This is a genomic window from Nostoc paludosum FACHB-159 (assembly GCF_014698835.1).
GTDB classification, from domain to species: Bacteria; Cyanobacteriota; Cyanobacteriia; order Cyanobacteriales; family Nostocaceae; genus Nostoc; species Nostoc paludosum.
This window is the reverse complement of sequence record NZ_JACJTU010000004.1, coordinates 1-21910: the sequence shown is the minus strand read 5'-3', so window position 1 is coordinate 21910 and position 21910 is coordinate 1. Positions and strand designations below refer to the sequence as shown.

Here is a 21910-nt window from a genome sequence, read left to right as displayed (position 1 = left end):
TTTGCATAAAGTTTAGAGTAAAGCTAGTTAAATATAACAACATAAATATTAAAGGAAATCATGGTAGATAAAAAAGGGACAGGTTGGATACCAGATTACCCTGATGTTAGGGACTACCACATAGGCAAAATCAAAGATAAGCTAGGGACAAAATTTCAGGATCTACAAATAACCAACGACGCACAAGAACCTCTAGCTGAAATTTTAGATTTAATCAGAAATTCCCCAGGTATTTCCCAAGATAAAATTGAGAAGATTGAGAAAACGATACGTGGAAGTTTTAAGTTAGTCAAAGCTTTTACTTTGACTAACCAAACTTTTTTAATTTATGGAAGTGTAGGTTATGAAGTATATGAAATTCAAAAACTTTTACTAAAGCTTCTCAAATATAAAGATTATTTTCAAAATTCCACCAGTGAAATTTCTGATTTCATTAAATCACTCGATGAATTAAATCAAGTTTTTAACTTTAATTTCAATGAGGATTGTAAACTAGATAGTTCTCACTGTATTATTGAATATGGTTACTTTGGTAAAATCACCGAAAAAACTGTAAATAAATTCAATAGAGCGTTTATAAGTTTAGAGGAATCAACTAATAATATTGTTGATAAAAACACGCTTTATATACTAACATGTCTTAACCAAATTTTAGAAGCTAGATATCCAAGTAAAAGCCAGGAAGTGAAACTGGAATTAGAGCAATGGGAAAAAAAGCTGCAAGATATTCTAAATACAATATTAGAATTACCAAATTCCCAAGAGTTAAACAACAAAATATTTTCAAAATTATTGGAGCAATATAATTCATCAATCGAGATATCTCATGACGAACGCTTTAACTTAAATGATAACGAAGAAGATTATATTGGTAGTCGTAACAACAGAGTTGGAAAATTACAGTTACGGTTGATACAGTTAGAAGAATTCAATGGATTAGTAACAGGATATTTTGACTCACTGACAGAGCAAGCAGTTAGATATTTTCAAGCTAAGTATGGACTAAAAGTGGATGGTATAGTTGGCAAGGAGACTTGGAGAGTTGTAGATAACCTAGTTATTCTAAAAAATCTATCGCTAGGTTCAAAAACTCCAGAGTTAGATTCTCAAACTGTACAGAACAACAAGCTGTTAATTATTGCAGCCTCTTCACCAACACCTATTGTACTTTATGAAATAATTTTAAAAATTTTTCAAATAAGTGAATTGAAAGTAGAAGACTTTATTAGTGACAAAGGGTTTCAGCGAGCAACGCTTAACGATGAAAAAAATGAAGAAGAACTGAAAAAAGAATATTTTACTTCTGAAAATGAGTTTCAACGAGCAAAGAAAGATTTGCAACAAGCAATTGATTTTATAGTTAAATGGGTTTCTCGAATAATTTCTCCTGTGGCTCAATATACAAATCTTGAAACAGTTGTAAAGAATAGTTTGGAGCAGCTGGATAAATCATTTGATAAATGGTTATCTCACAAATTAGCTCAACCTCAAAAACAGCAAGATGAAGAAAAAATTAAAGTATTCATAGAGGTAATCAGAGAATTACAAAAACAAATTAATTCGGAAAAATCAAACATTTATTACGTAGAACAACAAACAAATTTCTTGAAAGAGTGGGATTTTAATCCATTATTTATACCTGTAGCCCTTTCCAGAATTTTAAGTTTCAAAGAAGCTGTTAACAATCTTAATAACAAGAGTATTAAATCATTACAGCAAAACAGGATATCCAATTCTCTACAAAAGATAGATGAAATATTTAAGTCTCTCGTTTGTTTACAACAGAAAATAGAAAATGATAATGTTAACTTAAATTTGCAAGAAAAGAGAGAAAGCAATAATAATCAATTCAAGCCAGAAGAAGAGAAAATAGAAGTTTTATATCGTAAAAATTTGAGAACAGTTATCCAAATCCTACCGCCGCAAACCCATGTCGAACCAGAATTAGAAAAAGAACCAGAATTTCAAGGTAATTTACAAACTATTCTCATAGAATGGGATTTGGAAAAAAGAATCAGAGAAAAACAACAAGGTCAGCCAAACGCTCAAAAAATTGTAAATTTATTATTACCAGAATTTGTAGATTTAAGCTTTTGGTGTTCTCCTATTGAAGACCAAGGCTCGCTGGATTCATGTACAGCACATGCTGGGATTGCCTTAATGGAGTATTTTGAAAAAAGAAGTTTTGATAGGCATATCGATGCTTCTCGACTGTTTCTTTACAAAGTGACACGCAATTTAATGCATCGCCAAGGTGATGTGGGAGCATCTCTTCGAGAAACAATGAAGGCAATGGCATTATTTGGTGTGCCTCCAGAGGAATACTGGCCTTATCAAGAAGATAAGTTTGATGAAGAACCAACTAACTTCTGCTACTCTTTCGCCCAGAGTTATCAAGCGCTGAAATACTTCCGTCTAAATCCTGCCGGTACTTCAGAAGATATATTGTTATTTCGGATTAAGGCGGTTTTAGCTGCTGGTTTTCCTTGTGCATTTGGGTTTACTATTTATGATTCCATCGACAATTACTCAAACCAAAGAGGTCATATCCCGTACCCACTTGAGAAAGATAAGGTAAAAGGGGGCCACGCTGCTGTTGCAGTTGGCTATGAAGACTATAAGGTAATAGAAAATGCTGATGGTATGGTGTCACAAGGAGCATTACTGATTAGAAACTCTTGGGGAAATGATTGGGGAGAAGGCGGTTATGGTTGGCTTCCCTATGACTATGTATTGAAAGGGCTGACAGCTGATTGGTGGTCGCTGCTCAAATCAGAGTGGTTTGAGACAAGAAACTTTGGGTTAGTAGACGAGAACAACTGGGCGTCTGATTTGGGAACCCAACCTCCGCCTTATCAAATTAAATCCAATCCCGTACCTCCTAGAAAGCCAAATAACCAAACGGAATCTGATGCCAAGAAAGTTAAAAAAAACAACCAACTCGACTAAATCGCTTAAAATAGAGCAAAAAATGGTTCCTTCCAAACTAGTTGATTTTTATTAGAATCGGGAATTGCGATCGCTCACGATTCGCCTGATATTAGGTTCGGATGAATACTTATAATTAGGACAGACCCTGAGACAGGGAAACGCGGAGAATTTTGAATTATAAGTAGTTAAACGAACTTGAAATGACACTGCAATCATGGGAAAGTAGCGATCGCTATTTTTAATTTTAGTATTTTAGAGGGTACAACAGACGGTTTATGTTTTTATGGAACTCCATCATAATTAAACCCAGACTAAACAAAAATATTTATAAACATGATGAAATATGCCACTTTTGTATTGCTATTAATACTCTCTTTTTCAGTGGCGCTTCCGGCTTTTGCATCTGTATGCAAGAATTACGAGGGTCATCAGATTTGTATTCTCAGTATTAATCGCAGTGCTAAAAACTATTGGGAATACAGGGCGTCTGTAAGCGTAGATGGAGTAAAAACGCCCATTGAGGTCTACAATTGCCGCCAAAAAGTTAAGATTCAACAAAATGGAAGTGTTTTGCCTTTTGAGCAAAACAGCGCTGGTGAAATGATATGCAGCTTTTTTAATTCTTCTGGGCGCTAAACACTCGCCAGATAATCAAGACCGTGAAACCTAGATAGGCTAGTACAGTTAACCATTCTTGCCAGCTACCGGATATATCGTTCATCAGCAAAAGCCAAAAATAAATATTTTTATAACAAGGAACAGGGTGATACAGAACAGGCTTAAAAGATGTAGTTGCTCTCAAACCTGTTTAATTTTACTTTTTACTCAGCACTGTTTCGGTGAAATTATCAAATACTCTTTTTTAGTACCCCTGCGTCCTCTGTAAACTGTTAGTTGCCTGCTGTATTTTGCTCACCAGCTTGGAGATCAAAATTACTCTAAAAATTTTTCGCTAATTTTCCGGAACCAACAATACTAGACTGGTATTACATATCAGAGCATCGATAATTATACTGAACTTCTATAACTAAGCTACGGGGAATATAGCCCCATTATTTCAAAAGCCCAGTTTTCATGACTGGGCTTTTGCTATTTAATACACTCATTTAAAAGGCAACAGGGAACGGGGAATGGGCAACAGTTATACCAATTCAAAATTCAAAATTAATAAAGCTAGATATCATAATGGTTTGAGCTTATGTATCTGTCGCATTCTTTTTTCAAATTAGTATTAAGTATCCGATAATTAAAATCCCCTGATTTTAATAAGGAGGCATTTAAACTATGTAAGCAATCTCGTTTCAAATATTTTTTTTGATTTTTCCCATTTGAACCTATTTATAAAGTAAAAATAAAATTACTGTAGGGTCACACATCTAGCTGTGCAACCCTAGACAATGGTTCAGTACAACAGTGGACTTACTTAGCCTGGATTGGTGTTAGAGCTACACCTTTGTAATAGTGGCCCAAAATTTGCAGGTGGTTCACTCCTTGACGAGCCAAATTGTATGCTCCCCATTGACTCATGCCTAAAGCGTGGCCGAAGCCAAGTCCTTGGAAGACAAAACTACCATCTGCTCCTTTAGAAACGCTAAACCGGGTACTTTTGAGTTTGAGGGCTGTCCGTACTTGTTCGCCCTGTAAAACTTTCGTGCCTTTGTTGCCGACAATTTTTAGGACTTTGACACTCCTAAAAGGCGAAAATGTTTCTGGAAAGATCCCCGTTACACTGCCTACTTCAGGAAATTTAGAGCTAATTTCACTGGGCGAGAAGCTTTTGACCCAATTACACTCGCTGATATTTTGGTCGTAGTCTTGAACAGCACGTAGGTAAGGTAAGTTATTTCCCCAAACATCTTCTACATTTTCGGTATGTCCGCCAGAACAAGCATGGAAAACTGAGAGAATAATTTTGTTTTTATAAGTTAGTACTTGCCCTGCTGTTTCATCGACTGCTTTGTAAGTAGCAGGAGATTCGCTAATTACACCTTTGTAAATTTGCCAGCGATCGGGGGTGTTGCCTAAATCGTAAACGGGATTATTCCGTTGTTTTTCTCGTTCGTAAAGGGCGTAGGTGCGGGCTGCGATCGCCTGGGCTTTCAAAGCTTCAACAGGCCAACTAGCATCCATTTCACCACCGAGAACGCTGTAGAGATACTCTTGGTCATCAACCCAGTTCACAGCAGTTAAACCTTTTTCTGTGGGGACAACCAAAGTTCTGCCCCGATACCAGCGATCGCCAATGTAAACAAATCCTTTACCTGTCGGCTCAATCCAAAATAAACCAGACTGCCATTTATCTAAAGCCACTCCGCCAGGAACCGCTTGAGCATAAAACGCACTCATGGCCGGCAATTGTCCCAAAGTCCGGCCAGTACTATCCTTAACGATTCCAGTTGTGGAACTGCCGACTTTTACTTGATTAACCCCCCTCTCGATTGCTACGCGCAAGATTACAGCCGCTTGAGCTGGGGCAACCAAAGCTATCCATAAGAGAACGCTTATCCACCAATGACGTACTTTAATTTGGGAAAGTAAAGAGCCTAAGTAAAGTTGGAATTTCATGCTGGTCATCTAAACATCACATTAGTATTGGTTTGACGCTCTCGATTGTGGCGTCTACTACTTTAAGATGAGACACTTCTCCAACGCAGGAGGTTGCCACCTCTTACTAATTATGCATTTAGGTTTAGCTATCGGATGGCAGCCCATAGTAAATACTTGCCAAAACATTACAGCTTGTGGCGATATAGCAGGAGGCAGGAGGCAGGAGGCAGGAGGCAGGAGGCAGGAGGCAGGAGGCAGGAGGCAGGAGGTAGGAGGTAAAAGTCCTAATATTCCTGGTATTCAAGCTTGTCATTATGTCCTAACCTATGTGACTACCGCGATATCTTGAGGGAAATCCAACAAAAAATTGTCCAATCTTGTGGAGTAGGCGTCTGGCTTGCCCAATGCTTAGGGCGGACAAGATGTCCACCCCACAAGAAAAATTGAATGTTTTTTTATTTGGAAGTCTCTTAGCTTACCAATTTTTTTCTTCGGGTAGTAAGGTAGTTTCCTCCTTGGCACGTTCTTCATCTACAGATTTGGCTGTAGTTAAATAGGGTTTGATAATTAGACTCACCCCAATTGCCCAAGCTGATGCAAGCATCCAACCGGCAAGAATATCGCTGGGAAAATGAACTCCCAAATAGAGACGACACCATGCAATAGATATTACATATAAGCTACCGAAGATGAAAACTAAACGACGCCAGGGGGTAGCCCAACTTAAGATGAGGAAAATAGCAACCAGAGTTATACTTGCTATGGCGTGACCACTGGGAAATGCAAAACTCAATTCAGGCGCAATGGAATTCCACAAATGGGGACGAACTCGATGCATTAATTCCTTACCCGTGCGACTGATGAGGACGCTTCCTACTGAAATTGTGAGTACATAAGCTAGCGATCGCCACCGTTTTTGAAGTAGTAATATTAGTGCGATGGCGGCTGCGATTACACTCGCTGTCCAAGGCGATCCAATTCTAGCTAGCATCACTGCTAAAACATCCAATTGTGGGTTTTGTGTAGAGTGAACTGCTAATAAAGTAGGCACATCCCACGGAAAACCTTCTCCATTTTCCCATACCTTAACTGCCAAGATTTCAAACACCTGCAAAGGTAAATATACTCCTATCAAGAGGAGTAAGAGCGATCGCCAACGGGCAATCAATAAATTTTTAATAAAAGAGAAGGGCGATCGACTTTCTTTATTTGGTTTTTTGACACTTTGCATATTCTGAACTTTGACTCCTGAACGCCAGTTGCTTCATTTAGGGAAATCCCAAGCCCGCACTGGTTCTTTGTGACTAATTTATTTCAACCAAGTATTAAATGCCATCTATCACTAGTTAATACTTTTACTCGAATTTTGAAAAGTTCCACAATGTTTGCAGTACGGCAAATGTTCATAAGTGAGATTATGGCAGTTTTCGCATTCTAAATATTGATAATAACCGCAGTGGGGACAGTAGGAATCGCTACGCCGAATTTTTTTAGCGCAGTTGACACAGAGTGATTTTTGAACTCTGTTAGCTGCTTGGACTTTAGGATTAAAGACAAATTTTTGGAAAAACTTGATAATTCCAAAACCAATAAGTGGAATCAGCAAGATATAAACATAATTAATTAAGAAAAGCAATCCGCCAAAAATCTGGCTAATAATATCAAATACAAATTGGAATATTGCGCCAATTTGTAAAAATTCAAAGACTTTAACTAACAGCGGTATAAAAAATATAACTAGCAAATGCCAGCTAATTAAGGAAATTAGCCCATATCCTCTTCCTTCGGCAAATCTATGAACTGATAAGGCAATGATAATCAGCGGTAGAAGAAAGAGGGACTGAAAACCAAGCTGAATACTTGGATACCAAAACGAGGCTTTTTGATAGCCTTTCTCAATTTCTACAAATTGATTTGTATCTTTAATAAAGGTGAGAAAACTAGTACTTTCCGGTTTGGCTAATAGTTGATTTTGAAGATTAGTATTTTCCTGTTTCAGGGTAGAAATTTGGCTGTTATTTTTATCTAACTCTTGTTTAGCTTTTTCAGCACTGACTTGATTAATTGATTGTTCGCGAGGCTGCCCTGCAATTTTTTCTAAGAGAGTGGAATCATATTTAGCACGAATATCGCGATTCGTTTGTTCCAATCTACTGATTTGGGCTTGTTTCTGTTCAATAGTTTTGATGATTTGCTGATTTTGCGGATTGTTAATCTTATCCTTATATTCACCATACTTCAAGCATGTTGATTCAACATTTCCGAGGTGTCCTGTTTGGGCTTGTTGATAGTTTTGCTGAAAACTATATTTATTGTTTGCGCTATAGGGAAATGAAAGCTTGACAATTTCATAATCCTTATCTTTAGTCTTTTTTTCCCGGTAATTTTGCCATTCCGAATAACATGGATAAGCCTCAGTCGGACTGATATGCCATCTGCTAATATCGTCCAGCCCTGTAAAAACATTGATTAAGATAAAAATATCAATGAAAATAATTACAATCAAACTCACTTTATTGAGTGGTTCGTTGTTGATTTTTCTTGATTTATTAAAAAATTGATTCAAAAAACGGCGGATTCTGGCAAACATATTGTGTTTTTTAATCGCTAGTAATTAATCAAGATTCATTTTATGCGATCGCCATGTAATGCCAATTCTCTGTAAACTTCCACCGAATAATTCTTAACTTATTTCTTCCTTTGCGTCCTTCTCTATCAGACGCTGCGCGTACCCTTCGGGAAGTGTCAACTTCAGCCGTGGCGAATAGAATTCACAGCTAAACAGGCAAAGTCCGCCTATCGCGCTTGCACTGCGCTTGGCACACCACGCGGACTAGCGGAAAATCAGGGTTTTGAAACCTACGGAGGTAGGTTTTGTTTGTGTAGACGCGGTTTCTAACCGCCCCTTTGGCGTCAAGTTGACTTTTGGGTAGCACACCTGTGCTACCCAATTAAACCTATTTCGCTGCGAAGTAGGCTTCTAGTGCTTCAGAACCGCCAATTAATTTACCATTGATAAACACTTGGGGAACTGTTGTCGCCCCTGTAACGGCTCGTAAAGAGCGTGTGGTAATATCCTTACCTAAGACAATTTCTTCGTAATCCATCCCATGTTCCTTGAGCATCGCCTTCGCACGGGCACAGAAGGGACAACCTACTTTTGCAAACAGAGAAACTATTTCTGGCTTGGCTGCTTGGGGGTTGATATATCTGAGCATTGTTTCAGCATCAGATACCTTAAAGGGATCTCCTGGTTCGTCTGGTTCAATAAACATCTGGTTAATGACACCATCTCTTACCAGCATAGAGTAACGCCACGATCGCTTGCCAAATCCCAAGTCTGATTTATCTACCAGCATTCCCATGCCTTCAGTAAATTCACCATTGCCATCGGGAATAAGTGTAATATTTTCTGCTTCTTGATCCTTTGCCCATTCGTTCATCACAAAAGCGTCATTCACAGAAATACAAATAATGTCATCGACACCATTTTCTTTGAAAACCTTAGCCAACTCGTTGTAACCAGGGAGGTGAGTTGATGAACAAGTCGGAGTATAAGCACCTGGTAAAGAAAAGACAACTACTGTCTTATTAGCAAATAACTCATCAGTTGTTACATTCACCCACTGATTATCTTTACGGGTACGAAAAGTGACATTGGGAACTCTTTGTCCTCGACGATTAGGCAACATAATTTTACTTTCTGAAGTAATCAATACCAGTAATAACGTATGATGAGATTACTGGACTACTTTAATTATCAATTAGCTAAAAAACTTCATTAATAAAGCAGTAGTCAGAATGGGTGAAGACTCGGCTCATCAATGAATGAAGCCTTAACAAGTCCGAATATTTGAATTTCGTTTTGTCCACAAGGGGTAAGGTTTTAAACCAATATTCATTATCCAAATGGACTAGACTCCAATTCATTCTGAATTCTGACTGCTGACTTCTGAATTCTTCTTGATAAATGGAGCGATCGCTGTTACAAATTCAGTAGTTGATTCGTATGGTAAAACATTGCGCCCATTTATTTTGATACCTCGACCTTGAGGTAAACGAGCCAAGTAGTCAGCCAAGCGTTCATCTGGCGTTTCTTTTTTTCCTTCTTCGCTAATACTTGATGCTGTTTGTCCTACAACTACTAGTGTTGGCTGTTGGATAGAAGCAATCAAACTACTATAATCTCGTCGCCAAAACCCTGCTAAAAAAGAAAACACTGCATGGCGACTAGCGAGATTTTCTGCACCTACAACTAACATATTTAACCACTCTGTATCGACAGCATTATCAGCAGCAAATAGTTGGCGAGTGGAGAAAGAACGTAAAAACTTTGGCGTGCGTGCATAACGATAAAAACCATTTCCAAAAGGCGAATCCAAAAGATTCCAAAGGAGTTTTTGCTGCCATTCGGGTGATTTTTTAGTAATTACAGCCCATGCTGGCGGCCCAGAAAGTACAAGTCCAGCGATTAAATTTGATGCCTTTTGAACTAATTCAACCGCAACTGGAAATAAGGCACCTTGTACAACTAAAATCACAGGCTTTTGCACTATTGTTTGCAAAAAGTATTGCAATTGTTCTGCCCAATCGCTAGGAGTGTAAGCCACATGGGGCATATCACTTTCACCACATCCTAATAAATCAGGATTATAAATCAAATTACTTTGACCTGAATTATACCACTCGCCTTGAAATCTTTGCCAAAATTGCCGCGATAATCCCACACCAATGGGATGAATTAATAGTAAAGGAATACCCCCAGGTATTGTATTACTTGGTTGATGAACTTCGTAAGCGCAACGATAATTCCGCCAAGTGTAAAATTGGCTAGGAGATGCTGTCAAATCGGTTGTGTTAGCTACAGCAGATGGTTGCATAATTCCTAGTTTTAATACTTGCTAAAAAATCATCTGTGGATGAATCAACTCATATCCAGCTTCTTTGAGCTTTTCATTAGATACCCAAGCATTATACGGACGATTACTGGTTACAGAAGTATCCCATATAACTTGAGGTAAATTATGCTTTGCAAATAAGCGATCGAGTAAATCTCGACTGGTGAGATGTGCATCATCTACTAAATTATAAATGCCTTCCAAGCGACGATGACGGGCAAATTCGATCGCACCAACAATATCATCCAGGTGAATCCAATTTGTGATATCCTCCCCATTACCGGGACGAGTTGTACCAGAATATCTACCAAATATCTTCACCAATTCCCTACCAGTCCCATAAATCCCTCCCAAACGAAAGATACAAACTCGCAAATTTTCGCTAGATGCTGATAACAACACATCCTCAGTTTTGCGGAGAATTTGGGCATTTAAATTAGCAGGTGCAAGTGGTGTTTCTTCGTCTACCCAGACACCATTTCTGTCACCATATACAGCATAACTTCCTGTGTAAATTAATTGCTTTACAGAGGGAATATGCCGCAAGAGTGAAACTAAAGTATTGGCAGTTTGCAAATAAGTTTCTTCATAAACTTCTGCGCCCTTTGCACCAACACTCAAAAGTACAACATCTTGATTTTGTAAAACCGATTTTAGGCTATCTAGGTCGTTACCTTTAGTAACTACAACTCTTTGGGCTACTAATTGTAGTACAGGAACACGCTCAGGAGAAGTTGTGGTTGCAGTGACAACAAGATTCATATTTTGCTGCCAATATTGAGCAACTTTATAACCAACATAACCACAACCAATAATTGCAACGTTCATGACAAGTTAAGTAGTTCTGCGTAAAAATTTGTCGTTGGTAGAGAGCCAGCAGCTATGCTATGAGCACCACAAAAAAGGATTTTAAGCTACTTTGTCATTCCTGATATAGTTTAGTTTAATTGTGTCCACTTCTTGAAGCAGAAATTAATTAAACTAAACCTCAGAGACAAGATTATCAATTAAGAAACGGGACGTAAATAAATTTAACAATCCCAATTCAATAGTCAATAGATTTTAGATTATCAATTTCGGATTTGTGTTATTTACAAAGCGTATTAGCCTTGTAGAACGCTAGTTAGGGATGAGCAAAATCAATCTAAAATCTAAAATTCGCAAAGTCAATAGCGAATCAAATAAACTATGTTACTAATGGCTATTAACTATTTTGCTAATTCGGACTCAATTGCGTTAATTAGCTCCGGTGAAGCTGGGTGAATATTACTTTTAAATCGAGCTACCACTTCACCTTGTTTATTCACTAAAAATTTTTCAAAATTCCAAGCAACAGCCTCCGTTGGCTGAACAGCTTTGGTAAGTCGCTCATAAAGTGGGTGCTGCTCTGAGCCTTTGGCATGAACTTTGTCGAATAATTCAAAGGTAACACCATATTGACTTGTGCAGAATTTGACAATCTGTTCATTGCTTCCGGGTTCCTGGGCCCCAAAATCGTTACAGGGGAATCCCAAAACCCTTAGCCCAGCTTCTTTATACTTTTGGTTCAAGTCTTCTAGTGCGCTGTATTGGGATGTATAACCACAGTAGGAAGCCACATTCACTATTAAAAGTACTTTTCCTGCGTAGTCGTTTAATTGCTTGTCCTGGCCGTTGATGGTTTTGACCACGATATCAGAAATTGTGTTACTCATCTGGAATCACAATCGATAGGGAATATTGCCAAGTCTCCCATATTACAGGTACTTTAAACTCGATTTGGTTGAGAAAACTAGGGGGACTGGGGGCTGGGGACTAGGGACTGGGGACTGGGGAATAGAAAATAAATAATTTAGGAATACTTTTTCAGTACCTAATACCCAGTCACCAGTCCCCAATCCCCAATCCCTTATAAACTTGTGATAACCTGTTTGTAAATTGCTCCATTAATCCGCTATTTCCAGAGAAATCTCAGAAATATGCGTTATTTTTAATACAAATACTCAATATTTTACTAATCAAATACCGAAGCACTCAACAGAGATGTCCGATCTCAGGAAGCCTTGCCTGAAGGTTATCTCTGGCTGAAATTAAGAAATATCAGGTGAGCTATGGCAATTCTCAAATTAGAAGATGATACAATCCTTACGGATATCAATGATATTAGTCAAGAACTCGCACCCTTAAACATCCAACTTAACCGCTGGGCTGTAGGAAATGATTCACAGTTACGTAGTTTGCTGGCACAAGATAGCCTCGACGAAGATAAAAAAGAACAGGTACTAAAAGCACTGGATGGCTATTTTAACCAACTGCAACAAATAGCAGGCTATCAGTCACGGGATCTGATTGTTCTGCATCCAAGAGTTCCCAACCTTGATGAACTAATGGTAAAGTTTGACCAAATCCACACCCATGCTGATGATGAGGTACGCTACGTCATTGATGGAGAAGCCATTTTTGGCTTTGTGCGTCCCGATGGTAGCCAAGTAGAACTGACAGTCCAAAAAGAAGAGTATATCAACGTACCAGCCGGAACCGAACATTGGTTCCACCTCACCCCAGCACGGCGAATTAAAGCGGTGCGCTATTTTATCAGCACTGAAGGTTGGGTTCCTCAGTACACAGATAAGGAAATTCGCCTTCATCGCGCACTAGCTTGAAAAATGCCGAAAAATGAAGAACTGGCAGGATAAAAAGTGAAGCGGATTGTTTTTTGCGACTTTGACGGTACTATCACAGTTGAGGAAACCTTTGTTGCAGTTTTGAAAAAGTTTGCCCCAGAACTGTCTGCAAAATTAATCCCAGAAATGTATGCACAACGACTCACACTCCGCCAAGGTGTGCGAGAAATCCTACAATCAATTCCATCTTCCAGCTATGCCGAAATTTTAGAATTTACTCGATCCCAAGCGATGCGCCCAGGATTTTTAGAACTGCTGGATTTTCTAGACTTTCAGGGAGTACCGCTAGTGGTAGTTTCCGGGGGACTGCGAGGAATGGTAGAAATTGTTTTGGGTACGATCCAACAGCGAGTTCATGCCATCCACGCCGTTGATGTAGATACCAGTGGTACTCTGTTAAAAGTCCGCTCAGATTATGAGGGAGAAACAGAACTGGTGGCGAAGGTACAGGTAATGGCAGAGTATCCCGCTGATAAGAAAATTGCCATTGGTGACTCGCTAACTGACCTGAATATGGGGCTTGAGGCATCTTTGGTATTTGCCCGCGATCGCCTAGCAGAGTATCTTAATCAACACCAAAAACCGTATATTCCCTGGAATGATTTCTTCGATATCCGCGATTATTTAGCGAAATCATGGAGGTCATTTTGATTTTATCGCACAGTAAACCCCAACCAACCGTTATTTGAGCAGTAATTACCAATTACGTTAGCGTAGCGGGATGTAGCCCATTACGAATTACGAATTATGAATTATGAATTATCTTGACCCTCGTCTTGAGTTAATCGCTACAGCCCGTCAGTTTTATCAACAAGGTTGGATGGTAGGAACTGCTGGCAATCTCTCAGTGGTTTTACCTGATGGTAGCTTCTGGATTACAGCCAGTGGTCGCTCTAAAGGAGAATTATCATTGAGTGACTTTGTTCGTATTTATCCAGATGGTAAGGACGATTCCTCAAATAATTTAAAAAATAATCTAAAACCCTCCGCCGAAACCGCTATTCATCAGGTACTTTATACACTGTTTCCCGAAGCAAATGCTTGCTACCACGTGCACTCAGTAGAGGCAAATTTAGTTTCTCGCTTTGTCACTGGAGACTCTTTACCCTTACCGCCTCTGGAAATGCTCAAAGGTTTGGGAATTTACCAAGAAAATCCCAATTGTCAAATTCCCATCTTTGCCAACCATTTACAGGTTCCCAAAATTGCGGCCGACATAAAAGAACGCTTCACAATTACCCCAGCCCAAATACCAGCCTTACTCATCCGCGACCACGGCGTTACAGTTTGGGCATCTTCTCCTGAGTCTGCCCGTAATTACATTGAGCTGGTAGAATACATTTTTCGGTATATGGTAGCTGCTTGGGCACTGGGGAGACGCGGGGACGCGGGGAATGATAATGACTAATGACTAATGACTAATGACTAATGACTAATGACTAACCAAACTATTCGCGTTGTTGCCCGTGTTATTGCTTTGCCTAACAAAGTAGAAGAACTTAAAGCTGTGTTGTTAGAACTCATTGAACCAACCAGACAGGAACCAGGTGCAATCAAGTATGAACTTTTGCAAAATCAGTACGACCCAACAGACTTTACTTTTGTGGAAGAGTGGACTTCTAATGAAGCTCTGAATACTCATATGGACTCACCGCATTTCCAAGCAGCAGCAGCTAAAATCGAAGGCTTGGTAGCTACTACGCCAGATATCCGCCGTTACCATCTTTTGGCATAGCGCAAAAACTACAGCCTCAAGCAAATAAACCAATGGTCAAACCCCTTGCCTATTGCCTCTTGCCTATTGCCTGTTTCAGCTAAATTCTGAGATTGAAGCGATCGCTCCAGAATCAAGCTTGATTCTGAAGTATCTTGAACAGCAAGGCCTTAGTCGAAAATTGAAAGCTGCAACATGTATGTGCCAATTGCTTGGAATGAATTGCAATGTCCCAACGGATATTTGCTTTTCTTTTGAAGGTTTTTCTGCGCGGGGAGGAAAAACAGATCATCATAGCGATGGTTGGGGTATTGCTTTCTTTGAAGGAAAGGGATGTCGGATGTTTTTAGATGCCCAACCTTCTGTTATTTCTCCAGTCGCAGAGTTTGTGCGGAGTTATCCCATTCACTCAACCCATGTCATCGCCCATATCCGCAAAGCCACTCAGGGCGAAGTTGCCTTACATAACTGCCATCCGTTCCGCAGAGAATTGTGGGGTAAGTATTGGGTATTTGCCCATAACGGTAATTTACCAGATTTTCAGCCAGAAAATATGGGCTTTTATAAAGCTGTAGGTGATACCGATAGCGAAAAAGCATTCTGTATGATGTTAGAAACATTACGAGAACGCTTTCCTGAAGGTGAGCCTTCTATTAAAGAACTCTATTCTGTGCTGCAAGAAATTACTGATGTTATTGCCAAACTAGGTATTTTTAACTACTTGCTATCAGATGGAGAACACTTTTTTGCTTATTGCTCAACCAAACTCAGCTATATTGTACGCCAAGCGCCCTTTGCTGCTGCCCATTTGATTGACCAAGATATGACTGTTGATTTTCGGGAAGTGACAACCGAACGCGATCGCGTCGCCGTCATCGCTACCACTCCCCTAACTGACAACGAAGTTTGGACACAAATCCAACCGGGAGAATTGCTACTATTTCAGGACGGATTACCCTTGAAATATGCTTCCAGTTAATAGTGGTATAGGTTGGGTAAATAGATAATATTACTCAACAAATACCTCGTAGTTTTCTTTATAGCAGGCAATAGGCAATAGGCAATAGCCAACAGCCAACAGGCAAAGAAAGTTTCTTGGTATTGGGGTTTGACGATGGGTTTATGTCCTAAACTATAGTTTCAATTGCTATAAAATATCTGAGCTAGCAATCTACCTTGATTTTGTTCAACTCACAAACTTTAGATTCCCGATTTATTTCATGAAGTCGGGAATCTTATTTGTCCACTGCTATAAAAATAGGCAATACCCAATAGACTTAAAATATCTACAAAATTGGGGCGTAAAGCTGTACGCTCCTACAGGCAATTCATGTATTGCAAATATATTTGGAAATTATATAACAACACTTTTATAGACACTTTTGTTTCGCTGTAATTCACCTATTGTAAAACCGCTACAATTTACCAATTTTTCAGAATCTACCCAACTTAGTTGTTACCAAAAAATTCACAGTAAATACCGTTTTAATTGGTATAAAAAATATATTTACACTCAATTTTAGGTGTATTAATATAGTGAAAATCAAAGCTTTAATTTTTATAGCTAAAAATATCTATTCGCTATTGTAAGCACTTGCTAAAAATGTATTGGTAACAACAAAAAATATTTATGTATGACATTCAATTAATATCGCTCATAGCAATTTTCTTTATCACAAGTGTTATTAGCGTGATTACAGGAAGCACTTCTTTAATTACCGTCCCTGTAATGTTGCAATTCAGTATTGAACCGCGCACTGCTCTTGCTACTAATATGCTGGCATTAACCTTTATGAGTGTTGGTGGTACATTGCCTTTTATTGGAAAAAAAATAATTGACTACGATCGCTTGCCAATCATCATTTTGTTAACAATTTTAGGCTCAATTATTGGTGCTTTACTTGTTTTAGTTATACCTTCAAAATCACTGCCTGTAATTATCTCTATTTTGATGATTATAGTGGCTATATTTTCAATTGCAAATCGTAACGCTGGAATCATTTCGCCAATAAGGAATGCATCACCAATAGTAGAAATTGGTGGATATGTGGCAACCTTTGTGCTTGGTGTTTATGGCGGTTTCTTTAGTGGTGGCTATGTCACAATGCTCACAGCAGCTTATATCAGCTTATTTGGGATGACATTTGTTCAAGCGGTAGCAAATACAAAGTTGATTAATATTTTTTCTTCGCTAATTGCCACCATCATTTTTCTAAGACAAGGAATAGTGGATTATAAGCTTGGTATTATTCTGAGTATTACTATGTTTATTGGCGGAATCGTCGGCTCAAAAATTGCCCTTAAACTCAACAATATCTGGTTAAGGCGTATATTTATCACCGCGGTTATCGCTCTTGGACTTAAGACTTTAGTTGATTTTCCGGCGCTACATTAACAAAAAGCGATCGCCAAATATTACATACATTATCCAAACTAGATTTTTCTTAATATATAGCAATCCTAAATGAGTCGTGAAAAATATGGATAAGGAAACGAACCGCCAAGGACGCAAAGGACGCAAAGGTAAAAAAGAACAAAGAGATATATAATTTTCACAAATGATTTAGGACTGCTATAGCAATCCTAAATCATTCGTGAGCAAATCTATTGCCTATTGCCGACTAAAAGTGCCTGTTGTTTCGCCAGCACTTGTTCGCGTAATGAGAGCAATTTTCTATCTTTAATGCCTTCTGCAATCAAACCATCGACAGTTCTCATCAGATAATCAGCGCAGGAACCTAATTTTCCAGATGCGGTGGCAATACTATTAATAGTGGTTGTTAATGGTATGCGATGAGCGTATCTGGGATGTTGACGATTGGCAACAAAAGCGATCGCTTTGAATTCCTGTGTACCATCAAACACCCTTACCCAACGAGCAAGATATACACCAGCCACCATTTCCCGTCGCCAAATCAACAGTAACTCCTTTGGGACATCGGCAGCAGCAATTCGATAAATCACACCACGGCAACTACCCCCGCGATCTAGTCCTAAGAGTAATCCGGGATTCTCTGGAGTTCCCAGACCGAGAATCATCCAGGTACAGAAGCGGCGATGCCAACCATAAATTATCCCAGCACGGCGCTCAACATATTTGATTAAGGGATTCCAAATCAGCGAACCGTAGGCAAATATCCAGATATCAGAATTTGCTGGTTGCTGTTGTAGTGTTTGATGGAGCGATCGCTGTAACTCTTCTTCACTGAGGGTAGTTAGCTTGATTCCAGAGTGTGATGCTTCTAATAGTCTCGTCTGTTCGTTTCCGGCTTCGAGGTCGCTACGACTCAGTGACATGTTGAACCCTCCTAATTTGGCGTAAGTATTGACTTACAAATTAGTTACTTAGTAGCAAATTGCTTGATCGCTTCTTGGTTTATTGTAATGACAATTTGATATTTGAAACTCAACTATTTCTAATTGTTCGCAGAACTGATAAAATCACCATATTTTCTATCGGGAATATGATGATTTTGTGTATTTATAACCAAATAGCTGCAAAACTCTAGTAATATACTACAGTATATAACTGTATTCCCATCTAGTAAGCGTAGATTTAGCGGAGGCAATAGGATGAGTTTGTGGCAACGCCCACTAAAAGTATTACAAGCGATCGCTGAACATAGAATTAATCGGTTCAGACTCAATTCGCTCAAAGGTTTTGTATCGCTCTTTTTGGTAGGAGCATTATTAAGTGTGGCACTTGCCGCTTGCTCAGGTGGAGAGGGGAGCAATTCTTCCACAGAAACCCCTAACGCTAGTCCTGTGGCTGCCACTAAGGGTAATGTTGAACTAACCCTCGTTTCATTTGCAGTTACCAAAGCTGCTCACGAAGCCATCATTCCTAAATTTGTAGAACAGTGGAAAAAAGACCATAACCAAACTGTCACCTTCAAACAAAGTTATGGTGGTTCTGGTTCTCAAACTCGCGCCGTCATCGATGGTTTGGAAGCAGATGTTGTTCACTTGGCACTAGCAGGAGACACCACAAAAATTCAGAAAGCTGGATTGATTGAACCAGGATGGGAAAAAGAAGTCCCCAATAACGGTATTGTCTCCAAATCTGTAGCAGCGATCATCACTCGCCCTGGTAACCCCAAAGGTATCAAGACTTGGGAAGATTTGGTCAAAAACGATGTCAAATTAATTACCGCTGACCCTAAAACCTCAGGCATTGCTCGTTGGAATTTTCTGGCACTTTGGAACTCCGTAATTAAAGCAGGTGGCGATGACACTAAAGCAACTGAATTTGTCACCAAAGTTTACAACAACGTGCCTATCTTGACTAAAGATGCACGGGAAGCCACCGACGCATTTGCGAAACAGGGTCAAGGAGATGTCTTAATTAACTACGAAAACGAAGTTATTCTCGCACAACAAAAAGGTGAGAAAGTTGATTATGTCATTCCCGATGTGAATATATCCATCGACAATCCCATCGCTGTAGTAGATAAAAACGTCGATAAGCACGGTACGCGGGAAGTTGCTGAAGGTTTTGTGAAATATCTCTATACTCAAGAAGCGCAAGAAGAATTTGTTAAATTAGGATTCAGACCTGCAAATGAGGAAGTAGCCCAAAGTAAAGCGGCTACAGATAAATTTCCTAAGGTGAAAACTTTAGGTACAGTTCAAGACTTTGGTGGCTGGGAAGAAATTGATAAAAAGTTCTTCGCAGATGGGGGTGTGTTTGATAAGATACAAGCCCAAAAGAAAAGGTAATTAAAAAGAAGAATTCAGAATTCACAATTCTGAATTCTGGAATCAGAAATTGTAGACCACAAAATTTTCAATTAGGTGCGAGTGCTTCACCGTTTATACTCCTAGATCGAAGCAAGCTACATCTGCCAGTCATACAGAATACCTAACTGAATTTTGGCTTCTGAACGGAGACGCTATGTTTCCGGTTTCCCTCCTGAATTCTTTATTCTTAAAAAAACTCAGGAGCCGCAATTAATTATTCTGAATTCTGAATTCTAACTCCTGAATTCTGATTCCTGAATTCTTCTTGAATTTGAACTTTTGGATTTTTGATTATGACGACTGTATCTCCTTCTGTAGAAGTCGAACGTAAAACATCATTTTGGAACAAATTGCAGCGAGTTCCGTGGACTTGGCGAATCACCATCGCATACCTGACGGTGATGTTGTTTATGCCCATAGTTGCCATGTTTCTCAAAGCGAGTACTGAACCTCCAGCTAGGTTTTGGGCGATCGCCACTAGTGATATTGCGTTAGCAACATATAATGTAACTTTTGTTACTTCAATATTCGCTGCCCTGCTCAATGGTATATTTGGTACCTTGATTGCTTGGGTTCTAGTCCGCTATGACTTTCCGTTAAAACGCTTGATTGACGCCACAGTAGATTTACCGTTCGCGTTGCCAACATCGGTAGCAGGTTTAACACTAGCAACAGTTTACAGCGATAACGGCTGGATAGGTTCTCTGCTATCACCGCTAGGAATTAAAGTATCTTTTACTCGCACAGGAGTAGCGGTGGCAATGATCTTTATCTCATTGCCTTTTGTTGTGAGAACCGTGCAACCTGTACTTCAAGAAATGGAACATGAAATTGAAGAAGCCGCCTGGTGTTTGGGTGCTTCTCAATGGCAGACCTTTTGGAAAGTGATTTTGCCACCATTATTTCCGACAATTTTGACAGGTGTTGCCTTGGGTTTTTCCCGTGCAGTTGGAGAATATGGTTCAACAGTAATTATTTCTTCTAATACGCCATTCCAAGACTTAATCGCACCTGTGTTGATTTTCCAAAGATTAGAGCAGTATGACTATTCTGGTGCAACAGTAATTGGCATAGTTCTACTATCAATTTCATTAATATTGCTATTGGCAATTAATTTCTTACAAGCATGGGCAAGGCGATATGACAGTAGATAAGCCAAGTTTTCACTCAACTGCATCTGATGATGTAGATATACCCAAGTCGAAAGAGCAGAACAAGTGGGTGCCAATAGTTTTAATTAGTATAGCGATCGCCTATTTAAGCTTAGTTCAATACCTGCCTGCAATTAACGTTTTTGTCCAAGCCTTCAGCAAAGGAGTCGGGCCGTTTTTATCTAACCTGACGAAACCAGCCTTTCTTCATGCAGCTTGGTTGACACTATTATTAGCTGCCATCGCTCTCCCATTAAATACAGTATTTGGTTTGTGTGCAGCTTGGGCGATCGCTCGCCATAAATTTCCCGGACGCGCCATAGTTTTGAGCATCATTGACCTGCCCTTTTCCATCTCCCCTGTAGTCGCAGGATTGATGATTGTCCTACTTTACGGACGCAATGGCTGGTTTGGCCCTTGGCTCCAGGCACACGATATCAAAATTATCTTTGCCTTTCCAGGTATGGTGCTGGCAACAGCCTTTGTCAGTATGCCCTTCGTAGCGCGAGAAGTAATTCCGGTTTTAGAAGAATTTGGCAAAGATCAAGAAGAAGCAGCCAGAACTTTAGGTGCTAAAGATTGGCAAATATTTTGGCGCGTCACCTTACCCAGCATCCGTTGGGGCTTACTCTACGGTTTAATTTTGACCAACGCCAGAGCAATGGGTGAATTCGGCGCAGTTTCAGTGGTATCAGGCAACATTGCCGACCAAACCCAAAGTTTACCACTGTTTGTGGAAGACGCTTACAAACAGTATGAAACCGAAGCTGCCTTTTCTGCCGCCGTACTGTTAGCCTTACTAGCAGTAGTCACCCTAGTGCTGAAAGAAATTTTAGAACGCAAAACCCGCATTAAAGATGTTGAATAGGCTGGGTATGGGGAGTTAGGAGTTAAGAGTTATTATTTTCCCCCCTGCCCCCTGCCCCCCTGCCCCCCTGCCCCCTGCCCCTCATCTCCCCACTCCCTTCTATGGCTAGTGACACACCTACAAATAAACGGATTCGACTCAGAATTCCTAAGGACTATCACCAGGAACCTGTGATTTCTCGGCTGGTTTCTGATTACAATCTGACTGTGAATATTACAGCAGCGATTCTGGGAGCCAATGCTGTCGGTGATGGTTGGTTTGACCTGGAACTCAAAGGAACAGAGGCACAAACCCGGATTTCTCACAAAGATATAAAAAAAAGGGGTCAAAAACTGCGAAAATGTATATAGGATAAGCATTTCAGCAGTTATTAAGCATGACCCCAGCATTTACAGATC

19 protein-coding genes are annotated in these 21910 nt (G+C 39.6%); 11 read left to right on the top strand and 8 right to left on the bottom strand.

The genetic code is table 11. The features are described from left to right. The first annotated feature begins 60 nt into the window (after nt 1-60). Nucleotides 61-2949: a peptidoglycan-binding protein gene (locus tag H6H03_RS05325; protein WP_190954115.1), complete on the top strand. Its 2889-nt coding sequence runs from the start codon at nt 61-63 to the stop codon at nt 2947-2949. A 1401-nt stretch (nt 2950-4350) separates the two neighbouring features. Here the strand turns inward: H6H03_RS05325 and H6H03_RS05320 are convergent. The 7 genes from H6H03_RS05320 to H6H03_RS05290 form a co-directional block, all read right to left on the bottom strand. Continuing rightward, entirely contained in the window at nt 4351-5496 is a 1146-nt protein-coding gene (locus tag H6H03_RS05320) for a SpoIID/LytB domain-containing protein (RefSeq protein WP_190954114.1), read from the bottom strand. 457 nt (nt 5497-5953) lie between these two features. Then, complete coding sequence (locus tag H6H03_RS05315; RefSeq protein WP_190954113.1) at nt 5954-6709, bottom strand: phosphatase PAP2 family protein; 756 nt, start codon at nt 6707-6709, stop codon at nt 5954-5956. A gap of 111 nt (nt 6710-6820) precedes the next feature. After that, nucleotides 6821-8068: a hypothetical protein gene (locus H6H03_RS05310; RefSeq protein WP_190954112.1), complete on the bottom strand. Its 1248-nt coding sequence runs from the start codon at nt 8066-8068 to the stop codon at nt 6821-6823. A gap of 367 nt (nt 8069-8435) precedes the next feature. Beyond that, the gene (locus H6H03_RS05305) at nt 8436-9170 is read right to left on the bottom strand and encodes a redoxin family protein (RefSeq protein WP_190954111.1); all 735 of its coding nucleotides are present in this window, start codon (nt 9168-9170) and stop codon (nt 8436-8438) included. Between the two features lie 234 nt (nt 9171-9404). Then, the gene (locus tag H6H03_RS05300; RefSeq protein WP_190954110.1) at nt 9405-10358 is read right to left on the bottom strand and encodes an alpha/beta fold hydrolase; all 954 of its coding nucleotides are present in this window, start codon (nt 10356-10358) and stop codon (nt 9405-9407) included. A 21-nt stretch (nt 10359-10379) separates the two neighbouring features. After that, on the bottom strand, nt 10380-11204 hold the full coding sequence (locus H6H03_RS05295) for an SDR family oxidoreductase (protein WP_190954109.1): 825 nt from the start codon (nt 11202-11204) through the stop codon (nt 10380-10382). 380 nt (nt 11205-11584) lie between these two features. After that, the gene (locus H6H03_RS05290) at nt 11585-12070 is read right to left on the bottom strand and encodes a glutathione peroxidase (RefSeq protein WP_190954108.1); all 486 of its coding nucleotides are present in this window, start codon (nt 12068-12070) and stop codon (nt 11585-11587) included. Between the two features lie 396 nt (nt 12071-12466). On the opposite strand from H6H03_RS05290, the gene H6H03_RS05285 reads away from it, so the two are divergent. The 6 genes from H6H03_RS05285 to H6H03_RS05260 all read left to right on the top strand — a co-directional run bounded on the left by H6H03_RS05285 (nt 12467) and on the right by H6H03_RS05260 (nt 17148). Further along, nucleotides 12467-13018 carry a 1,2-dihydroxy-3-keto-5-methylthiopentene dioxygenase gene (locus H6H03_RS05285; RefSeq protein ID WP_190954107.1) on the top strand — a complete coding sequence of 184 codons (552 nt, stop codon included), beginning with the start codon at nt 12467-12469 and terminating at the stop codon, nt 13016-13018. 36 nt (nt 13019-13054) lie between these two features. After that, entirely contained in the window at nt 13055-13690 is a 636-nt protein-coding gene (locus H6H03_RS05280; RefSeq protein WP_190954106.1) for an HAD-IB family phosphatase, read from the top strand. Nucleotides 13691-13793: 103 nt separating this feature from the next. After that, on the top strand, nt 13794-14447 hold the full coding sequence (gene mtnB, locus H6H03_RS05275) for a methylthioribulose 1-phosphate dehydratase (protein WP_190954105.1): 654 nt from the start codon (nt 13794-13796) through the stop codon (nt 14445-14447). A 27-nt stretch (nt 14448-14474) separates the two neighbouring features. Further along, a complete protein-coding gene (locus tag H6H03_RS05270) occupies nt 14475-14774 on the top strand; it encodes a putative quinol monooxygenase (protein WP_190954104.1) in 300 nt (99 codons plus the stop codon). Nucleotides 14775-14952: 178 nt separating this feature from the next. After that, the gene (locus H6H03_RS05265; RefSeq protein ID WP_190954103.1) at nt 14953-15732 is read left to right on the top strand and encodes a class II glutamine amidotransferase; all 780 of its coding nucleotides are present in this window, start codon (nt 14953-14955) and stop codon (nt 15730-15732) included. A 651-nt stretch (nt 15733-16383) separates the two neighbouring features. Next, the gene (locus H6H03_RS05260) at nt 16384-17148 is read left to right on the top strand and encodes a sulfite exporter TauE/SafE family protein (protein WP_190954102.1); all 765 of its coding nucleotides are present in this window, start codon (nt 16384-16386) and stop codon (nt 17146-17148) included. A gap of 209 nt (nt 17149-17357) precedes the next feature. Here H6H03_RS05260 and H6H03_RS05255 read toward each other — a convergent pair whose 3' ends face one another. Continuing rightward, nucleotides 17358-18050 (bottom strand): gamma-glutamylcyclotransferase, encoded by a 693-nt coding sequence (locus tag H6H03_RS05255; protein WP_190954101.1) that lies wholly within the window; start codon nt 18048-18050, stop codon nt 17358-17360. Between the two features lie 276 nt (nt 18051-18326). Here H6H03_RS05255 and H6H03_RS05250 point away from each other — a divergent pair, with 276 nt between their 5' ends. The 4 genes from H6H03_RS05250 to H6H03_RS05235 all read left to right on the top strand — a co-directional run bounded on the left by H6H03_RS05250 (nt 18327) and on the right by H6H03_RS05235 (nt 21862). After that, entirely contained in the window at nt 18327-19472 is a 1146-nt protein-coding gene (locus H6H03_RS05250; RefSeq protein WP_190954100.1) for a sulfate ABC transporter substrate-binding protein, read from the top strand. Nucleotides 19473-19786: 314 nt separating this feature from the next. After that, complete coding sequence (gene cysT / locus H6H03_RS05245; protein WP_190954099.1) at nt 19787-20647, top strand: sulfate ABC transporter permease subunit CysT; 861 nt, start codon at nt 19787-19789, stop codon at nt 20645-20647. Then, nucleotides 20634-21512 carry a sulfate ABC transporter permease subunit CysW gene (gene cysW / locus H6H03_RS05240; protein ID WP_190954098.1) on the top strand — a complete coding sequence of 293 codons (879 nt, stop codon included), beginning with the start codon at nt 20634-20636 and terminating at the stop codon, nt 21510-21512. The genes cysT and cysW overlap by 14 nt, the downstream gene beginning before the upstream one ends. Nucleotides 21513-21613: 101 nt before the next feature. Beyond that, nucleotides 21614-21862 carry an NIL domain-containing protein gene (locus H6H03_RS05235; protein ID WP_190954097.1) on the top strand — a complete coding sequence of 83 codons (249 nt, stop codon included), beginning with the start codon at nt 21614-21616 and terminating at the stop codon, nt 21860-21862. Nucleotides 21863-21910: the final 48 nt, after the last annotated feature.

Coding starts and splice junctions, on each gene's coding strand:
- H6H03_RS05325 (WP_190954115.1), top strand. CDS start 61: ATGGTAGATAAAAAAGGGACAGGTTGGATACCAGATTACCCTGATGTT.
- H6H03_RS05320 (WP_190954114.1), bottom strand. CDS start 5,496: ATGAAATTCCAACTTTACTTAGGCTCTTTACTTTCCCAAATTAAAGTA.
- H6H03_RS05315 (WP_190954113.1), bottom strand. CDS start 6,709: ATGCAAAGTGTCAAAAAACCAAATAAAGAAAGTCGATCGCCCTTCTCT.
- H6H03_RS05310 (WP_190954112.1), bottom strand. CDS start 8,068: ATGTTTGCCAGAATCCGCCGTTTTTTGAATCAATTTTTTAATAAATCA.
- H6H03_RS05305 (WP_190954111.1), bottom strand. CDS start 9,170: ATGTTGCCTAATCGTCGAGGACAAAGAGTTCCCAATGTCACTTTTCGT.
- H6H03_RS05300 (WP_190954110.1), bottom strand. CDS start 10,358: ATGCAACCATCTGCTGTAGCTAACACAACCGATTTGACAGCATCTCCT.
- H6H03_RS05295 (WP_190954109.1), bottom strand. CDS start 11,204: ATGAACGTTGCAATTATTGGTTGTGGTTATGTTGGTTATAAAGTTGCT.
- H6H03_RS05290 (WP_190954108.1), bottom strand. CDS start 12,070: ATGAGTAACACAATTTCTGATATCGTGGTCAAAACCATCAACGGCCAG.
- H6H03_RS05285 (WP_190954107.1), top strand. CDS start 12,467: ATGGCAATTCTCAAATTAGAAGATGATACAATCCTTACGGATATCAAT.
- mtnB (WP_190954105.1), top strand. CDS start 13,794: ATGAATTATCTTGACCCTCGTCTTGAGTTAATCGCTACAGCCCGTCAG.
- H6H03_RS05270 (WP_190954104.1), top strand. CDS start 14,475: ATGACTAACCAAACTATTCGCGTTGTTGCCCGTGTTATTGCTTTGCCT.
- H6H03_RS05265 (WP_190954103.1), top strand. CDS start 14,953: ATGTGCCAATTGCTTGGAATGAATTGCAATGTCCCAACGGATATTTGC.
- H6H03_RS05260 (WP_190954102.1), top strand. CDS start 16,384: ATGTATGACATTCAATTAATATCGCTCATAGCAATTTTCTTTATCACA.
- H6H03_RS05255 (WP_190954101.1), bottom strand. CDS start 18,050: ATGTCACTGAGTCGTAGCGACCTCGAAGCCGGAAACGAACAGACGAGA.
- H6H03_RS05250 (WP_190954100.1), top strand. CDS start 18,327: ATGAGTTTGTGGCAACGCCCACTAAAAGTATTACAAGCGATCGCTGAA.
- cysT (WP_190954099.1), top strand. CDS start 19,787: ATGACGACTGTATCTCCTTCTGTAGAAGTCGAACGTAAAACATCATTT.
- cysW (WP_190954098.1), top strand. CDS start 20,634: ATGACAGTAGATAAGCCAAGTTTTCACTCAACTGCATCTGATGATGTA.
- H6H03_RS05235 (WP_190954097.1), top strand. CDS start 21,614: ATGGCTAGTGACACACCTACAAATAAACGGATTCGACTCAGAATTCCT.